An 18,152-nucleotide genomic window follows, 5' to 3' on the forward strand; every position below is an offset into this window, starting at 1 on the left:
CCCTATAGAAATACTTCCTATATCTCCAGCAAAACATATGGCTTTTTTTCTAAAATTAAAAAAACCAAAAACTACAATAGATATAATTAATAGAATAAATAGACTTGAATCTTCAAACACCAAATAATATTCGTTTAAATATAATAGAGTAAAATAACTTACCAATGCATTTAAAAACGTAATCCCATTAATGCCGTCCATAAAGTTATATATATTTAAATAACCTATAGAAAAAATATAAGAGAAAACAACAAGTGTTACCGCAGCTAAGGTATTTATTTGAAACAACCCTAAGCTATAAAAAACTAACGAGAACGCTGTAATGTGTATTCCTAATCTAAGTACAGAAGATAGTGTTATTAAGTCGTCTAAAAAGCTAATAATAGATACTAATAGGACACCTATAAGAAAATAATAGAAGTTAATTTCTGGTGTGTATATAATGGCATAAATTAATATTGCAAATACAACGATTATTCCTCCTCCCCGAATTGTTGGCTTTGTATGTGCGCTTCTGTGATTAGGGTTATCTTTAATATTTTTTGCAAATGCGATTTTTATATAGATGATTTCTAAGATAAATAAAGCAATAAAAACTAAAATGTATTTGAGCATTTTTTATAAAAAAGATTGGATAGTTTTTTTAATTCCTATTTCTGTGCTTATTGGCATTTTTCCAATAGCATCAGTTATTTTAGAATTGGAAACTACATAATTTTCCGTTAGTTTTCCTAATTTATCTGTATTAATTGGAAATAATGGTATAATATCTCCTATTCGAGCTATTATTCGAAACATAAATTTTGGAAAATTTACAATTCTAGTAGGTTTGCCTATTGTTTCTGCTATTATACTAACCAACTTATTAGTTGATATTGGCATATCGTCTGCTAACTGGTAGCAAATTCCTTCTGGTTTTAAATGTAGTAACTCTTTTGTACAGTAACAAAGATTATCTATAGACAGAAAAGATCTTCGGTTATCGAAGTTTCCTAATGGATAGGGTATCCCTTTACTTATTATTTTATAAAGCAGATTTAAGTTCCCTTTATTATTTGGCCCATGAACCATACACGGCCTTAATATATATACTTTTTTATTTTCTGGGATTTTTTTCGATAGAATGTACTCTTCTGCCGCTCTTTTAGATTTACCGTAAGCTGTTTTGGGATTTGGCACACTTTCTTCTGTTAGCACATTATCTACACTATCTGCAATAGCTTTTACTGTACTCATAAAAATAAAAACTTCGCATTTGCTTTCTAAAAACAAATCGAATAATTTTATGGTTAGATCTGTATTAGTTTCAAAATAGGCATTATTATCACTAGTCTTTTTTAAATCGTGTGCTTTACCTGCTAAGTGTATAAATGCTAAATAATTGTCTAAGCCTTTTTTAAAAACCTCATCGTAGTTTATGGTGTTTTCTATTTCGTTTTCTTTTCTTGAAAGCCCAAATACTGTATAGTTTTTATTTAAATATGGCTTTAAATTAGAACCCATAAAGCCTGAAATGCCTGAGATTATTATTGATTTCATTTTCCTAATTCTAGTATAGATTTAGACATTTTTACATTTATCTGTTCTCTGGAAAACTTAATTTTAAATTGTTTTCTGTCTTCTAATTTATATTCGTAATCCATTATTAATTTTGTGGCTGTTACATAATCGCCTGGCTCGAAAACTAAAGCATTAGTAACATTTTCTTTTAAAAAAGTAGAAGCATAACCAGACACACCTGCAATCATTGGTTTATTAAAGGCTCCATATTCGAATAGCTTTGAAGGTAACACTCTTTTAAACGCATCGTGTTTGTTTAAGTGCATAAATAAAAAATCTGCATTATCATATTCTTCGAGCAACTTTAATCTTACAACTGGTGGTGTAATTTCTACATTTGTAACCTCTTGTTTTTTTATTTCTGAAAGCAATTTGTCTTTAACCCCTCCATCTCCAATAACTTTAAATTTATAATGTTTTTCTAGAGCTTTTGCTAATGTAGGTATTATAATATGAAGTCCTTGTCCTTCTCCTATATTTCCAGCGTATAGTATAACTTTTTTTTGATTTTCTTTTTTTTCTACAACACTAGTTCTATTTAAAAAAATAGAGTCGATACCATTAGTAAAATATGAAAAATTTGATTTGTATTTTTTAAAATAACTTTCGAAACCTTTAGATACTAAATTAATGTGATTAGCACTTTTAAAAGTATAATTCTCTATTGGAGTTATTATAGTATTAAGGGCTATTCTTATAAGTTTATTTTTATAAACGTCTAAGATTGTCTCTCTAAAGATATCTCTAATGTCCAAATATAGTTTCGCTTTCTTTTTATTGGCTATTCTTGCTCCTAAAAAGGCAGTAAATAGTCTTGATGAAGAAGCATAGACTAAATCGTATTCTTTGTTTTTTACACTCTTTAGTGCTTGAAAATAAAAGCTTTTAAATGTTTTTATTTGACCTAAAATTCCATTTTGATGTTTTGGAATATTTATTCTGTTTACAATAACATTATCCGACAAATGTTCTTTCTCTTGTGCTTCTATTGTATAAGATCCATATCTATTAGGGCTAGTTGTAATTACTTCTATGGTATCTGTCTTTTTTATATTTTCTTTTAAAGCCTTAAATAGTGATGTGTTTCTAAATGATCCTGCTGATAAATCTGGTTCAAAATAGAATGTAAGAAATAAGATTTTCATTTTAAAATTTATGGTGCGTAAGTACTGTAATAGTTCATTTCTTCTTTAAAACTCATTATTAATAAATAATAAACAATTACTAAGTTAACGTTTACTAAAAAGCTACCTGTTAATGAGGCTATAACTAAAGTAAATAAAAGCAAAATTACATCATTTATAGGGATCCTTCTAAAAAAAGATTTAAATAAATTAAAATATATGATTAAGCCCGTAATCCCAAAAAACATATATAAATCTATTAGTTCCATCTCTACGCGACTTTTTGGAAAGTTCACGCCTCCAAAAATATAATTTAGTTTAGTCCAATGGCTTTCCATAAAAGCCACAAAATTTTCAAATCTAATATCTCTTAATGATAATAATACTGAAAGTAAATTTTTATTAACGTCAAATTTCTTCCAAAAAGGGAACCATTCTACTAATTGGTTTATAATTTCTTTTTTAAACAGAACGATTAAGAACAAACTTGTAGCTGTTACAATTCTATAAATTAATTTATACCTATTAAAAAAACAGAAATGATATATCATTAAAAGGCCTAAAAATAAAGCGATAGCCTTTTTTCCTAACAATAGAGCTACAATAGATATAAATATAAACTCAAGTAAATACTTTTTATTTAATTGAAACTTTTTATACGCTAGTGTAATTAATATTATATAAATAAACTGCGCAAATGTGTTGGCTAAAAATAACCCCATATAACCAAATCTTGGGGTATGTGGGTACGATTTAAAAAGTTCTATATTAAAAACAAAACCTAAAATAACTAATATAGCATTGCCGTAAACGATATATTTAATTATTTCTAATACCTTATGTATAATTTCTTTTTTATTTTTAATACGTATAAATACTGCCGAAAAGAAGAATATTAAAAGATAGTTATTTATCTGTAAAACGTCTCCTTCTAAAACCTCACTTAAAAGGGCATTTAGCTTAAAAAATTTAAAATTTAAAAGGGCTTGTCCAATAATAAATGAAGCAATTAATAATATTACATATAGGTAAGTCTTTTTTTCTATATTTAATTTGAAAACAAAGTAGAAAAGACATAATTCGAACACTAAATTGACAACTAATGTTAACCTTGTTGGAAAATTTAAATCATAAAAAGTTATAATATGCGAAAAAAACGACACAAGAAAGAAGATAACAATAAAAACAGTTATTACTTTTTTAAATAAATTATCTATTGTGTCTTCAATCATTTACATTTAATTTTTGTTGTTAAAATCTCGTCAAATTCTATTACTATTTTCACAGCTTTAACGGTTTTATTAAATCCAAAACAGTAGTTGTATTTTTCTGTTGTTACCAACTTATAATTATTATCAAAAGTAATTGTAATATCCAAACCATCAAAACTAATTATATTATTATCAATATGAGCTATTTTAATATTTGGATGGAGATGCAATGCGGCTTGTGTTTTAATATTTATATCTCCTGTAATTTTGTCTTCTATTGTAATTTCGTCATTTAAATGTGTGAAGCTTCTCTCGTGGCTAATTCCAATAGCTTTATAGCCATTATGCCCAGCTATTATTTTATTATCTGTTTCTTTTAAATAGGTTATTTTTGCTCTTTTACCAACTCTAAAACCTCCCCAGACATCTGTTTGTTCTATATTTTTTACTAATACCGTATTATGGGATGCTGTACTTCTTTCAATTTGCCTTAAAGTATTCTTTTCATAAGTAGAGATACCTGTGTCTACGATGAAGGGGTTGCCTTTGTAATATAACTCAAAATTAAACGTATCTGAATGTGCATGCCCTGGTTGGTAGGATGGACCTACATGTCCTATATCGTAAAATAACTCGTAATTATTTTTTTTAGCTTTTCTGTATCCAGACTCATTTAATTTTATATTATTATTTGTATCTATTTTTAATACACTAGCTAATTCTAATAATTTTTTGGTTGTAGGTGCTATATCAAAAGTACTATCATTAACCATTGGTATATCTCCATTACTATAGGTTATTTCTTTTAAAAATAACAGCATTTTTTTAGCGGTTGTTATTAAATTAGATAACAACTCATTTTCTTTCCATTTATTATTTTTTACTAGGTAAATAGAGTCAAGAACTTTAAATAATATAATTTGATGATACATAGGTGACAGCTCAAAATGTGCTCCATCATTAAGTATTTGCTCTTTAAGTTCTACTTTTAAAATGTTAATTGCTTTTTTATAAAAGTATTCGTCATTAAAAAAATAGGCTCCAAATAGAAGTGAAAAAGCATTTTCAAGCAAGTGATTACCTAATAAATGGTATTCTAAATTATCGCATAATTGCTTGTAGTGCAGGTATAATGCATTATTTATTTTTTTGTCTGTAATATTATACCTAGACAAAAACTTTATCCAATTAATAGTCCTAAGAGAAATGGGATAGGGTTCAAGACCATCTTTTAAATAGTGATTATTATTAATATAATCATTAATTAATTTAAGTCCTTTCTCTTCGGTTATTTCTGGTTGATTTAAAAACTCGAAATAATTCAAGTTATATGTCCATAATTTTCCATAATCTGGAAAATTCCAGTCTATTACAGACTTAAACGTTTTTGTTTTATTTAAAAAGGTAAAACTACAATCATCGTAACGAGATGAAGGGTTATAAAAACGATAGCAATTTAAAGCTGTTGTTTTTATAGGTTTGTGAGGTAATTTGTAGTTTTTTTTGTAAAGTTTATTTCTAATAAAGTAATATAATCTATAGTAAACTTGTTTAATTTTTAGATATTTTACAGTATTGTATAATCTTTTTAGTTTTTTATAGTCCATTGGGGTGATTACGGTACTCTAGAAAGCTATTATTTATGGAATCTTCCTTTTGGGATTAATACTTTCCAAGTTATTTTTTTCTGCTCTTTACTGTATTGTCCAACTTGAATTGACGATGTTAAGTCTACATCTTTAAAGTTAAAAGCAGCAAACATATAGTCAACTCCATCTATTTTAACATCATCTTTCTCAAAATCCATAAATTCAAATTTTAAAGATTCTTTTCCTCCTGTTTTGTATACATTAGCAAAAAAATTGTCACTATATATGGCATCAGTTTCGTTTTTCACATCTAAAAAACAAATAATTTCACTTCCTTTTATAAATATATTAACTCCTAATTCAGATTTATAGTAGGCATACTCGCTTGAAGATTTTAAGACTTCTTGGATTGCTTTTTCATAATATGCCTGTTCTTCTTTTTTTAACTCTGCTTTGGTTTTTTCTACACTAACAGCTGGTGTATTTTTTTCTGTTTTATTCTCTTTTTTATCGCTACCGCAACTTAATATTGAAATTGATAAAAATGTAATTAGGGTGAATTTAATGACTATTTTATTCATTTTTAAGAAATTTTATTAGCAAATATAAAAAGTAATAGGTATAATACTTAATTATAAGGCATTGTTTTTAATCCAAAAACTCAAATACAGTAACTGAAAAATCTTATAAGTATTGTTTTCTTTTCCATTAAAATGATTTTCTAATATAATATCAACAGATTTAATATTAAAGGATTTGAAAAAGCCATTAGTTTCTAATACTTTTCTTATTTTTTGTATTCCTAAGTTTTTAATTAGGTTATCTAGCGGAGGATTAAAACCTGCTTTTTTTCTATAAATTATATCTTTTGCAAAACCTGCTTTTAGTAAGAGTTTTTTTAATATTATTTTTGTGTCATTAAATTTTAGTAAGGCGCTAGATTTAATATTAAAAGTTTGTTCCATTAAGTCTTTAGTAGCTAATGGCACTCTTAATTCTAAACTTTCCAGCATACTAGATTTATCTGCAACAAGAAAGTTATGCGATAAAAAACCATAAAGGTCTAGATACATTGCTTTTTTTAATTTAGAAGCATTGGGTACATTTTCTAAATATTTATTTGTTTTAGTTAAGTATGCAGATGCATCTGCTTTGTCTAGTATTAGATCGTCTAACTCTTTTAAAGAAAAGTAACCCACCAAACTAGCATATTTTAGGCCAAACTCTTTATAATTAAAATACGTTTTAAAGCGTTGTATCTTTTTTTCAAACGATTTACGTTTTAATAGTATGTCTGGTACTAATTTATTTATAACTCCAAATAGTTTATCGTATTTAACCATTTTATATCTTGGGTATCCTCCAAATATTTCGTCTGCTCCCATACCCGATAGCATAACGGTATAACCTGTTTCTTTAGATCTTTTAGATATAATTTGAGAAGATATAAATGTATAGTCCGATATAGGCTCTTCGGTTGCTTTACTTAAAAAGTCTATTTGTTTTAAAAAATCGTCGGTGTTTTTTATTTCTTCGTCTAACTCAATAGTTTCTAGTTCTACATTTAGAGAGTTTGCTACTTTTTTTGCATAAAAATAGTCATTAGTTTGCCCACTATCTTTAGAATCTTCCTGACTGGACTTAACAACTATTGGTTGTATTGTGTCTTTTACTTTATTTAGTATAATCGTAGAGTCTACACCTCCGCTAAAAAATAACCCAACTGGCACATCGCTTTCTAAGTGTTCTTCTATAGAGTCTTTAATCTTAAGGTTAAATGTTTCTGTAGGGTTAGCTATGTTTTTTTCGTTACAATTAAGGTCCCAATATTTTTCTATTAATATATTAAAAGTATCATTTATGGTTATTGAAGATCCTAATTCAAGCTTATTAATATTTTTAAATCCAGTATCTGGTTCATATAGAAATCCATTTAGTAAAAACTCTGTATAACTACTTTCATCTATTTCTTTTTTTACTCCTGCAAATTTCCAAAGTGCTTTAATTTCTGAAGAAAAAATGAACTTATCTTTATCGTAATAATAATAAAGAGGCTTAATACCTAGTTGATCTCTTGCTATAAATAACGATTCGTCATCGACATTGTATATTGCAAAGGCAAACATTCCGTTAAGTTCATTAAGAATTGCTTTTCCTTTTAAAATATATAACTGTAACAGGACCTCGGTATCTGACTCTGTTTTAAAAACAACATCTTTTAAGTATTTATCTTTAAGTTTCTTATAATTATATATCTCACCATTAAAAATAATAACATATTTATTACAATTAGAATAAAAGGGTTGATTTGCTTTTTCCGATAGGTCTATAATACTTAATCTTACATGACCTAAACCTACATTACAAGTCTCATTAAAGCTTTCATAGAGTCCTTTTCCATCTGGCCCTCTATGTTTTATTGCTTCTAATTTATCTTCTAAAGTGTCCCTATATCCTGCTTTTGATATGTAGCCTACAATTCCACACATTTATTTTCTTTTTTTATTAGTAATTCCGTAAGTATTAAAGTGCAAATAAAGGTAAAAAATATGATGCCTTTCTGTCTCTCAAAGATTGATTCTGTAAAACCTGTAAATATTATAATTAAGGAAAAAATAATATATTGTATTTTACTCGTTTTAAATCCTTGAATAATAACAAAAAGAAGTGATAACAACCCTAAAAATCCGTTTTTTAATAAACTAGAAAAATAAATGTTATGTGAGTTTAAAGTGTACGTTCTTTTAAAACTTTCATAGCATTCTTTTAAGACTCCTAAATCGTCTCCTGTACCATAACCTAACCATATATATTTAATATTAAGGGCTTCAAGGGAGCATTTCCATGCATAATAGCGCTCATTAAAAAATTTCATCCTTAATTGGTAAAAGTCAAGTTTATTATCTATTAATGGAGCATAAAATCTATTATAAGTAATAGGCAAGAAATAACTTAATAATGCAAACATTATTAAAATAGTAAATAGGATATAATTTGTTTTTTTAGTCTTTTTTCTAAAGGATTTTAATAATGTGTAAATAATAATTACAAATATTAAAATTAAACCAATTTTAGATCCTACTCTTAAGAAGAAATAGGCTAAATAAATAAAAACGCTTAAATATGCTATTTTTATTTTCGTGTTCGTTGTTTTTAATAGTGTTTCATAAAAAAATGTCATTGCAAAAAGACAATACATAGAAAAATAAGTGGGATCAATGTCTAAAGACTGCAATAACGTGGTGTAACCTGTAAAAATGGTTTTATATTTAAAAACGACTATAACATCGCATATTAATGAGGAAAAAAGCACTCCAAAAGAAAAATACTTGATTATTTTTTCGGTGTTTATGTAGTGTCTTATTGTATAAAATATTATTGGTAATATTATAAAAGTTAATTTCTTTTCTAGCTGGTTAAAGCTTTTAGAAATGTTTTCTGAATATATAAGACCTATTAACAGCACTAAATAAAAAAGAAACAGTGGAAAGTATGTTTTTAAAAATATCTTCTCATAGTTCTTTTCTTTAAAAAAAAGAAACAGTGCTAATACTCCTGCCATTATTATTAAAATACTATCTACTATTATCGGTGTTCCTGTCATTACAAAAGCTAATAACAAGACCAAAAAACTAATGCTTTTTTTAATTTTAAGTATCATTATTTTTTGTTTTAATATAGTTACTTAATAGCCCCATACAAATAGGCAGAAAAGGAACAACGAATAAAATAAAAGCAAAGAGTGATTCTATAAAAAACGATAATACAATGAAATACAACACTTTAACATTAAAAGCATCTCCTCGGGATTTGTAATATTTTCTTGCTTTTATAAGTATTAATATAAGACTGCTATATAAGATTAACATAAACAGTAGACCGTATGACAATACTAGAGAAGCTGGAGAAAAGTGAATATTCCCATAATCTTCCTTAATTAGCTTTGTTCGTTTAACATTATACAAGTCGTAGGTATAACCAACTCCCTTTCCAAAAATATAGTCTAAAGAATTAAAATCATGAAATCCAGATGTAATTTCTTGCAAACGTTGTCCAGATGCATGATTAAGTAGTTCTAAATCTTTAGTTTCTTTAAATTTTTCGAATTTTTTAATGGTATATCTATATTTATTGAATGCTTTCGAGGAATTTATATTATCTAATTTAGGATATAATACTATAAGTAATAGTAATACAGATACAAGAAAAAATATTACTTTTTTAACTGTTAATTGCTTCTTTATAACTAATATTAAAACGGGTAATGATGCTACTAATATTGCTCGTTTTCCTGAAAAAATCCCAACAATTATTAAGCCTATAACACTCATATTTGCAATATTTAAAGCATATACGGTTAGCGGTATTGTTAGTGGTAATCTAAGTCCAGGATAGCCTCTAAAAAAAATGAGTAGAACAACTACGGTTATTCCAAAGAATATTGATGATTTTAATAAGAAATTAGCATAACTAGTCTTTATTTTATTTACTATTAAATCTCTGTCTCCTCGCTTTAAGGAACTAAAGATTTGATAAATAATTAAAAAGCTTATAGGTTTATAAAAATCTAGGATGCTTCTTTCGCTTATTGGGCTTACAACTAGGCCTTTTATAAAGGATATAATAACTAAAATAAACAAAACAGAAGTCCAGAGCTTTAGTTTAAGCTTATGTAGGTTTACTATAATATACCATGAGTTATTTATAAGGTTTAAGAAAAGAATATACCTAATTAAATTTATATCTGTAAAGCCTCTTAATAGTGTCGCTATTAGACCTAAAATAATAATAGTAATTATATTAACTATATAAAAAGTATGTATATTAACGTTTAGCTTATGCTTCATAAACTATTATAAAAATGGTGTACACCTTTGGTTAATTCATTCATTTGTATGTAGTTTTCTCTATAGCTTTTAAATTCTGTTTTTAAAGTTTCAAAATGGCTTATTTTATTTTTTAACTCATTTATAGAAAAAATTGTCCCATGGTAATTATGGTCTATATAATCCATTTTACTATTTCTAGCTGTTTCAGATAATAGACATGTAATAATTGGTATTCCTTCTAATATTATAGAGGATCCTAATGAAGTATTTCTAATAACTGCTAAATCGAACTCACTAATATACTCTTTAAATATAAGGTTATTATCTATTATATTTAGTTTATTGTTATAGCGTTCTAGTTTACTAGCTCTTTCTCTAGGGTGTAATTTAATATATGTTTTGTAATTATAAATACGTTCTAGTTCTATTAATTTATCTATAATTAAATATTCTATATCTTCTTCAATTAGTGGTTGTGTAAAGTATACTATTTTTTTAAGTTCTCTTTTATTGTCTAATTGTGTTGTTGCTTTTTCGTTATATAAAAGTGAACCATAATATTCTATTTGATTGGCTTTTTTGGGGTATATATTTTTTAACGCTTCAGCATTTTCTTTTGAATTCATTAAAAACTTATCACAATACACAAAATTTGGTTCTTTACGAACCATCATTGCTGTTGTCTGTAATTGTATCGTTGTATTAGCTTTATCTTTTCCTATTTCTGAAACAGTATAAGCATACGGGGTATACATTTCTCCTGTAATAAGTTTAATCTTATTGTCTTTAATTGTAGATAGAATACTTGCTTGGTATAGTAAGGCATCAAAATAAGAAATTAGCATTTCTTTTATTACGCTAGACATATTTATCTTTATACCTTTAATCTCAAAAAAGGTATTTCTTTTAACTTTGCATAATGCTTTAACTGTATTAAAAAAAATAGAAATTGTTTTTAGTATGGATACTGTTTTGTAGAGTACTACAACATTTTTAAATTTTTGATTTTCTATAAAATTAAGGTTCTTATTACCTGCATGTAATCCATCGCTTACATGTATTATAGTTTCCTCATTATATGTTTTCAAAAAATTAAACATATATTCTGAGTGTGCTATACTTCTGGTACTAAACAAAAACTTTATTTTATTAAAGTCTATTGATTGATTTTTATAGTGTCGTGTTTTATATTTATTTTTTATAAAAGCAATAACTTTATATATTAAGAGTATATATCGCCTAATAAAAACTCTAATACGTAATTTAAAAACCGATTTTTTTTGTTTTAATAGAACATTAATATTTTTGCTTTTTAAGTATTCTTCTATTAAGCACGGTATAGCGTCATAATCTGAATAGAGTAATTTACTTCCTATTTCCCCTTCTGCTTCATAGTAAGGGATATAGCCTATATTTTTAGTATAACCAATAATAATAATTTCTGTAAAGGTCTGTTTTAAAAGTGCAGAATCTATAGTATCTACCCATTTAAAAAGTGGTAAAATCCAATTTCTATTAAAGTTATTTATGGAACTATAAATTGAACCTCTAATGTTTTTAGATTTATAATTTTTTATTAAACTGTCCTTTAGTTGTTCTAAGTCATCAACATAATCCACCTCCTTTAAAGCATCTACCTTAATAAATTGGCTATCCTCTATACTACTTGGTTTTTCTTTAGCAATAACTGTATCTGTAGTATTAAATTTAAAATTAGTATCGAATGCTATTATAAGTCTCATATTATATTAGCTTTTATTTTACGCTTTAAATATATATGTAGTCCTATTAAAACTACAATTTGAAAGATTAGCATATAATTGTAAATTGCATCTATACTTGCTTTGTTTAAAAAAACAATAAAAACAACCCCCATAATTAATACACCAACAATAGAGCTTTTTATATAAATTTTCTCTTTAGAGAATGTTATCCAAACCGAATTAGGTATAAATAATAATAGTATTAGTAACCTCGAAATTAGGGTAAAAAGAATTAGATAAGATAGTTTTTCATATTCTGGAAAAAAGTATAATAAAACTTCTTTTAAAGGATAGTACAAAATTACTAATGCAATAATGCTAATAACTACAACTTTAAGCCCTAATTTATAAAACGATTGAATCTTTGATGTGTCTTTCGAAATTTGTTTAATAACGTCTGGAAATACAATAAATAGAATTGAAGCTCCTCCTAGTGAAACCATATTTGCTATATTATCTGCTAATTGAAAGTTCCCTGTAACGGTATCATCTATTTCAAAATAGTTTAAACAAATAATATTAAGTGTTGAAAATAAAGGGGAAATTAAACTAATTAAAGCAAGTTTAACCCCATCGTTAAACAATAGTTTAAAGTGGCTTTTTAATTGTTCTATAAAAGGATTTAAACGAAAGGATTTAAAAACTGATATAAAGCTTAACATCGCTCCTACAACTGCACCAAAAAAAATAGAATAACTCCAATATTTAAAAAAATTAAAAACATTGGATACAAGTGTAAAAAAGAGAATTAAAAATAGTATTGAATAGGATAGGTATACTATATTAATATTTACCATATTACTTTTAACTCTATTAATGGCTATAGAGGACTCCAGAATGAGCTTAACACCACAAATAAGAGAAAGAAAAACAACATATTCTTTATTAGAAAACAATATAGAAATTAAGAAAACAGAAAAAGCACAAGCCATAATGTTATATATAACATTATATTGTAAATAAAAGGTTTTAAGGCTCTCATTATCTTCTAAAGAGTAACGTTTAAGTAATACTTGATTAACCCCCATTACAATAAATGCTGAATAGGTTATAACTTGAAAACCTACAGAAGCTCTTCCATATTCTTCTGGTGACACCAAGTTGGCAAAAGACATGAAAATTAAGGCTAATATACCATATTCAACATATTTGAAAAAGGTATAAAAGATATAAGCTTTATGTTTAAGTATTTTACTTTTTAACAAAGTTATTCTTTAATATGTTCTAAACAAAGTGGTGTTCCTCTATCTAAGTTAGTATTTATAACTTTACCTAGTATTTCTTTATAATACTTGGGGTGTAAACCATAACCAGGTCTAATAGACCTAATATTTTCTTTAGTAATGGTATCGCCTTGTTTTATATCATTAACTACAAATAGAGAGCGTGCAAATTTTCTGTTATTTTTTACTTTCTCTGAAATTTCATAAGATACTTTTCCTAATAGTTTCTCTGTGTCTCTTACTTTATCTACTAATTCTGTAAATTCTGCAACATCAAGAGAAAAATCTGCGTCTGGACCACCAATGGACTTATCTAAAATAAAGTGTTTTTCTATAACTGTAGCTCCTAAAGTAGTTGCTACAACTGGCGCTAAAGCTCCGTATGTATGATCGCTAAAACCAACTTCTACTCCAAAACGCTCTTTTAAGTCTGGAATAGTTTTTAAATTTGCTAATTCTAAAGGTGCTGGATAGGATGATGTACATTTTAATAAAATAATGTTATTATTCCCTACTTTTCTACATGTTTCTACAGCGAGTTTAATGTCTGCTTCTTCTGCTATACCTGTAGACATAATTATTGGTTTCCCTTTTGAAGCCGCATATTCTATTAATGGGATATCTTGTATTTCGAAAGATGCTATTTTATATGCAGGCACATTTAATTCTTCTAAAAAATCTACTGCTGTAAAATCAAAAGGTGATGAAAAGCATATAAGTCCTTCTTCTTCTGCAACTTCAAATAGTTTTTTATGCCATTCCCAAGGTGTATAGGCTTCCCCATAAAGTTCATGTAATGTTTTACCGTCCCATAACGTTCCTCCTTCAATTTTAAAATGCTCATTATCGCAATCTATTGTTAAAGTGTCTGGAGTATAGGTTTGAAGTTTTATAGCGTCTGCACCTGTTTTTTTTGCTGCTCTAATGGTTTCTATTGCAACATCTAAGTCTCCATTATGGTTTGCAGATAATTCTGCAATTATAAAACATGGATTACCTCCACCTATCTCTCTATTTCCTATTCTCATTTTCAAAAATTTTTCCTTCTTCAAAAATACAATTTTTTGTTCTTATAATGTCTAATACTATAATTCCATTTTTGCACTTTACAAGCACTTGAGGATTGGAGTTTATAATTTCACCTATAGCGTATTTTTCTGCATTAATTTCTCCTTCATATAAAGAGACTTTATCTATAATTATTTTCTTGTTATTATAATAGGTAAATGCGCCTGGGTAAGGGTTAGCTTGGGCTCGAACCCAGTTTATTATATCTTGTGCTTTACGATTCCAATTTATTTCTCCGTCATCTGGGGTTCGTTTTCCAAAATATGTTGCTTCTTCTTCTTTCTGTTTTGTTAATTTTAATCTATTATAAAGTATATCTTCAAGAATTTCTTTAACTAAAGGATAGTATTCTCTAGCATATTTTTTAAGCATGGTTGCTCCTGTATCTCCTGGTGTAATAGCAACTACTCTTTGATGAATTATTTTTCCTGTATCACAGCCTTCATCAATAACATGCGCTGTAATTCCTGCTTCCGATTCTCCATTTATTATTGCCCATACATGTGGCGTTCTTCCTCTATATTTAGGCAATAGTGAACCGTGTATATTAAACGTTAAAATATTAGAATGGTCAATAATATCTTTCTCTATTAAAAACAAATAGTTTATGGATGCTATAACATCTACATTAATGTTTTTAATAAAATTATACCCTTTCCCTTTTCTTGGGTTGCCTGCATAATACGGAATATTATTTTTGATAACAAAATCAATTATTTCCTTAGACCCGCTATCTGTTAGTACAAATTTTATTGTATGTTCTTTAGCTATTTTTGTCAATGTATCTATGCCTAAACCGCCACTACAAAGTACTCCTAACGTTAACATAATTCCTTAATTAAGTTTAAATGTCTAAATGCTATTTTTTTATCGAACAGAATATTTTGAGCTTCTATTTGGGAATTAAAATGCTGCTGCTTTAATATTTCTTTTGTTTTTTCAATAAAATCGGAAATTAGATAGTTTTTTATATTCCCTCCTTTATATACTGCTTTATTCTCTAAAAACCCTTTATATATTAATTCTTGGTTATCAACATAATAACCACTTAATATAGGCATTTTAACACAACAAAGTTCATATAAAATTGTACTCGCTGGGGCAATAGCGTAGTTACATGCTTGCATGGTTTTAATTAAATCTTTCTCTGAAAGGTTCTTGTAGGTTTTTATTTTATTTGGATACTCCTTCTCTAATGCTATAATTTCTTTATGCTTGTAAGCACCTCCTAAAACAACATGTATTGCCTTAAATTTAGAGATTGTTAGTAATGCTTTAACAGCCTTAAAAGTTAAATTAAAAGGATCTGCTCCACCAAAACAAATAAAGGCGCTATCTATTGTTTTAATTTCTTTATTTTGTTTGGCTTCTTTTAAAAAAAGAGGTCTTAATAAAGCATACTGTGTTCCTAAAATTAACTTTGTGTATGTTTCTTTTTTATAATGGCTTTCTTTAATGTATGGCGAATGATTGATAACAATATCTGCATACATATACTCTTTTGCTAAATCATCTATATAAACAAGGTTATACCCTAATTCTTTTATTTTTTTTTGATACGATGTTATAAATTGATAGCCATCTGCAACAATAATGTGTTCTGAAGATGGGTAGTTCTCCATTATCCATTCTGGCTCATCTTCAATGGTTATGGATTTTGGTACAATTGAAGTATTATATGTTTTTGGTATTACTGAATGTATAGAGCTTTCATGTGTTAAAAATATAAATTCAAAAGACTCTTTAATAACTTCAACAAGGCTAAATAGCCTATATAAATGTCCTAGCCCTGTTATTGCGTTGCCATCTGCCCTAAAGACTATTTTCATGGTTATTAAATAATAGTTTATATTTTATTTCTGCTAACGCCCAATCGGTACTTGTATCTATATCTTGTGCTTCTAACTCGGAAATTATTATTGCCCCTGAGTTTGATGTAAATAATTTCTTCTCTTTTAAAAAAGAGGTTGTATTTAACCAATAGAACTGACCCGAATCATGATATCTTGCTTCTAAATCTTGTGATCTGGAATTTAAATGTTCTTCCCAAACCATTTTTACTTTATCTTTATCTATCTTTAAAGAGCGCTGTATAGGAAATGAGTATTCCAATACAGGGAATACACTATCAAGTTTTTCTTTTGTTAGTTTTTGGTAAGCCTCTCTAATTTTATTAGAGGTAATAAAAGGAGCTGTTGGTAATAAACAGCAAACTATATTAAAGGTCTTTTTTATATTAGAGTAACTAGTAATAACTTCTTCTACTACATCTGCTAAAACTGCATAATCATTAGCGTTATCTTTACTTCTTAGAAAGGGTACTTTTGCTCCATATTTTATGGCTATTGCTGCTATTTCTTCGTCATCTGTAGACACCATTACCTCATCGAACAAGTTACTTTGTAATGCTGCTTCTATAGAATATGCTATAATTGGTTTACCTAAAAAAGATTTAATATTTTTTCTAGGTATGCGCTTACTTCCTCCTCTTGCTGGTATAATTGCTAAATTAGCCATTAATATAATCTAGTACTTTTTCTATAACAAAAGCTTGTTCTTTTTCTGTTAAACTAGGATACATAGGTAAACTAATGCATTTAGAATAATAATTTTCTGAATGGCTTAGATTAGCATCCCCATAACCAATCTCTTTATAGTAAGGTAAAGTATGGACTGGTATATAGTGTATTTGAGCAAATATATTATTCTCTCTTAAGTTGTTATAAAGCCCTATCCTATCTTCTACTTCTATAATAAATAAATGGTGTGCGTTATAACTATCGCTTGGCAAGCTTTGATATTTAATTTTATTTTGAAATGCTTTTTTATATGTGTTTGCTATAGCGTTTCTCTTTTTTACACCTTCATTATTTTTAGCAAGTTGGGTAATACCTAAGGCACATTGAATGTCTGTAAGCCTGTAATTATATCCTAATTCTTGCATTTCATAAAACCAACCACCATGATTCTCACTCATGTTTTCTTTTGTAATACCATGGCTTCGAAGTGATAAAAGCTTTTTATATACTTTTTCTGAATTGGTAGTTAACATACCTCCTTCTCCACATGCGATATGCTTTACTGGGTGAAAAGAAAAAACACCTATGTCTGCATAATTACCATTTCCACATTTCTGAGTCTCTTTATTAGAATCAACGAAGTAACCTCCGGGTGCATGACAAGCGTCTTCCACAATCCATAAATCGTGTTCATCTGCTAATGCTTTAAACTTTTCAAGATTAACTGGTAATCCTGCAAAATCTACTGGTATAATTCCTTTAAAAAACCCTTTAGGCTTACTTTCTATTAATTTTTTGGTGCTTTCAAAAGATAATAAATAAGTATCTGGGTCTATATCTGCAAACCATACTTCTGCATCTGCATACCTAACACAATTTGCAGATGCAGCAAAAGTAATTGGAGTTGTAATAACGCGATCGTTTGGTTTTAATTCTAATGCTAGTACTGCTATATGCAACCCAGCTGTAGCATTACTTACGGCCACGGCATATTCTGAACCTACATACGCAGCAAATTTCTCTTCAAATTCCTTAATTTTTGGTCCTTGCGTTAAAAAATCTGCTGTTAGTGTTTTTACTACTGCGTCTATATCATCTTGTTCTATATTCTGTCTTCCGTAAGGTATCGCTTTCATTATTCTGTAAAATTAGGATCTACATGTTCTTTTACTAAATGCCTTAAACTTTCTACCGTTTCCCATTCTGTATTGTTTCCAGAATTATAACTAAACTCTTCATCTACTAGTTTAGCGTTAAAATGTGTTA

At 27.5% G+C, this 18,152-nt stretch carries 15 protein-coding genes and 1 pseudogene; all 16 read right to left on the reverse strand.

Annotated elements, in window-relative coordinates:
• Window positions 1-615 (reverse strand): annotated as a pseudogene (locus ACVC2P_RS09660) (UDP-GlcNAc--UDP-phosphate GlcNAc-1-phosphate transferase); the annotation flags it as partial.
• 3 nt (window positions 616-618) lie between these two features.
• Window positions 619-1,539 (reverse strand): NAD-dependent epimerase/dehydratase family protein, encoded by a 921-nt coding sequence (locus tag ACVC2P_RS09665; protein WP_452598269.1) that lies wholly within the window; start codon window positions 1,537-1,539, stop codon window positions 619-621.
• Window positions 1,536-2,705 carry a glycosyltransferase family 4 protein gene (locus tag ACVC2P_RS09670; protein WP_452598270.1) on the reverse strand — a complete coding sequence of 390 codons (1,170 nt, stop codon included), beginning with the start codon at window positions 2,703-2,705 and terminating at the stop codon, window positions 1,536-1,538. The genes ACVC2P_RS09665 and ACVC2P_RS09670 overlap by 4 nt, the downstream gene beginning before the upstream one ends.
• Window positions 2,706-2,713: 8 nt before the next feature.
• Complete coding sequence (locus tag ACVC2P_RS09675) at window positions 2,714-3,916, reverse strand: hypothetical protein (protein WP_452598271.1); 1,203 nt, start codon at window positions 3,914-3,916, stop codon at window positions 2,714-2,716.
• Entirely contained in the window at window positions 3,913-5,502 is a 1,590-nt protein-coding gene (locus ACVC2P_RS09680; RefSeq protein WP_452598272.1) for a heparinase II/III domain-containing protein, read from the reverse strand. Before ACVC2P_RS09680 ends, ACVC2P_RS09675 begins: the two co-directional genes overlap by 4 nt.
• A 29-nt stretch (window positions 5,503-5,531) precedes the next feature.
• A complete protein-coding gene (locus ACVC2P_RS09685) occupies window positions 5,532-6,065 on the reverse strand; it encodes a hypothetical protein (RefSeq protein WP_452598273.1) in 534 nt (177 codons plus the stop codon).
• Window positions 6,066-6,116: 51 nt separating this feature from the next.
• Window positions 6,117-7,973, reverse strand: a complete 1,857-nt coding sequence (gene asnB / locus ACVC2P_RS09690) for an asparagine synthase (glutamine-hydrolyzing) (RefSeq protein ID WP_452598274.1) — start codon at window positions 7,971-7,973, stop codon at window positions 6,117-6,119.
• Entirely contained in the window at window positions 7,958-9,145 is a 1,188-nt protein-coding gene (locus tag ACVC2P_RS09695; protein ID WP_452598275.1) for an O-antigen ligase family protein, read from the reverse strand. Before ACVC2P_RS09695 ends, asnB begins: the two co-directional genes overlap by 16 nt.
• Window positions 9,135-10,331: a hypothetical protein gene (locus ACVC2P_RS09700; protein WP_452598276.1), complete on the reverse strand. Its 1,197-nt coding sequence runs from the start codon at window positions 10,329-10,331 to the stop codon at window positions 9,135-9,137. The genes ACVC2P_RS09695 and ACVC2P_RS09700 overlap by 11 nt, the downstream gene beginning before the upstream one ends.
• The gene (locus ACVC2P_RS09705; protein ID WP_452598277.1) at window positions 10,328-12,055 is read right to left on the reverse strand and encodes a hypothetical protein; all 1,728 of its coding nucleotides are present in this window, start codon (window positions 12,053-12,055) and stop codon (window positions 10,328-10,330) included. Before ACVC2P_RS09705 ends, ACVC2P_RS09700 begins: the two co-directional genes overlap by 4 nt.
• Window positions 12,052-13,191, reverse strand: coding sequence for a hypothetical protein (locus tag ACVC2P_RS09710; RefSeq protein WP_452598278.1), 1,140 nt, complete (start codon window positions 13,189-13,191; stop codon window positions 12,052-12,054). Before ACVC2P_RS09710 ends, ACVC2P_RS09705 begins: the two co-directional genes overlap by 4 nt.
• A 92-nt stretch (window positions 13,192-13,283) precedes the next feature.
• On the reverse strand, window positions 13,284-14,327 hold the full coding sequence (gene pseI / locus ACVC2P_RS09715) for a pseudaminic acid synthase (protein ID WP_452598279.1): 1,044 nt from the start codon (window positions 14,325-14,327) through the stop codon (window positions 13,284-13,286).
• On the reverse strand, window positions 14,311-15,195 hold the full coding sequence (locus ACVC2P_RS09720) for a methionyl-tRNA formyltransferase (RefSeq protein WP_452598280.1): 885 nt from the start codon (window positions 15,193-15,195) through the stop codon (window positions 14,311-14,313). Before ACVC2P_RS09720 ends, pseI begins: the two co-directional genes overlap by 17 nt.
• Window positions 15,189-16,196 (reverse strand): UDP-2,4-diacetamido-2,4,6-trideoxy-beta-L-altropyranose hydrolase, encoded by a 1,008-nt coding sequence (pseG, locus tag ACVC2P_RS09725; protein ID WP_452598281.1) that lies wholly within the window; start codon window positions 16,194-16,196, stop codon window positions 15,189-15,191. The genes ACVC2P_RS09720 and pseG overlap by 7 nt, the downstream gene beginning before the upstream one ends.
• The gene (pseF, locus tag ACVC2P_RS09730; protein WP_452598282.1) at window positions 16,180-16,884 is read right to left on the reverse strand and encodes a pseudaminic acid cytidylyltransferase; all 705 of its coding nucleotides are present in this window, start codon (window positions 16,882-16,884) and stop codon (window positions 16,180-16,182) included. Before pseF ends, pseG begins: the two co-directional genes overlap by 17 nt.
• On the reverse strand, window positions 16,877-18,022 hold the full coding sequence (gene pseC, locus ACVC2P_RS09735; protein ID WP_452598283.1) for a UDP-4-amino-4,6-dideoxy-N-acetyl-beta-L-altrosamine transaminase: 1,146 nt from the start codon (window positions 18,020-18,022) through the stop codon (window positions 16,877-16,879). The genes pseF and pseC overlap by 8 nt, the downstream gene beginning before the upstream one ends.
• Window positions 18,023-18,152: the final 130 nt, after the last annotated feature.

Source organism: Pontimicrobium sp. MEBiC01747 (genome assembly GCF_053601635.1).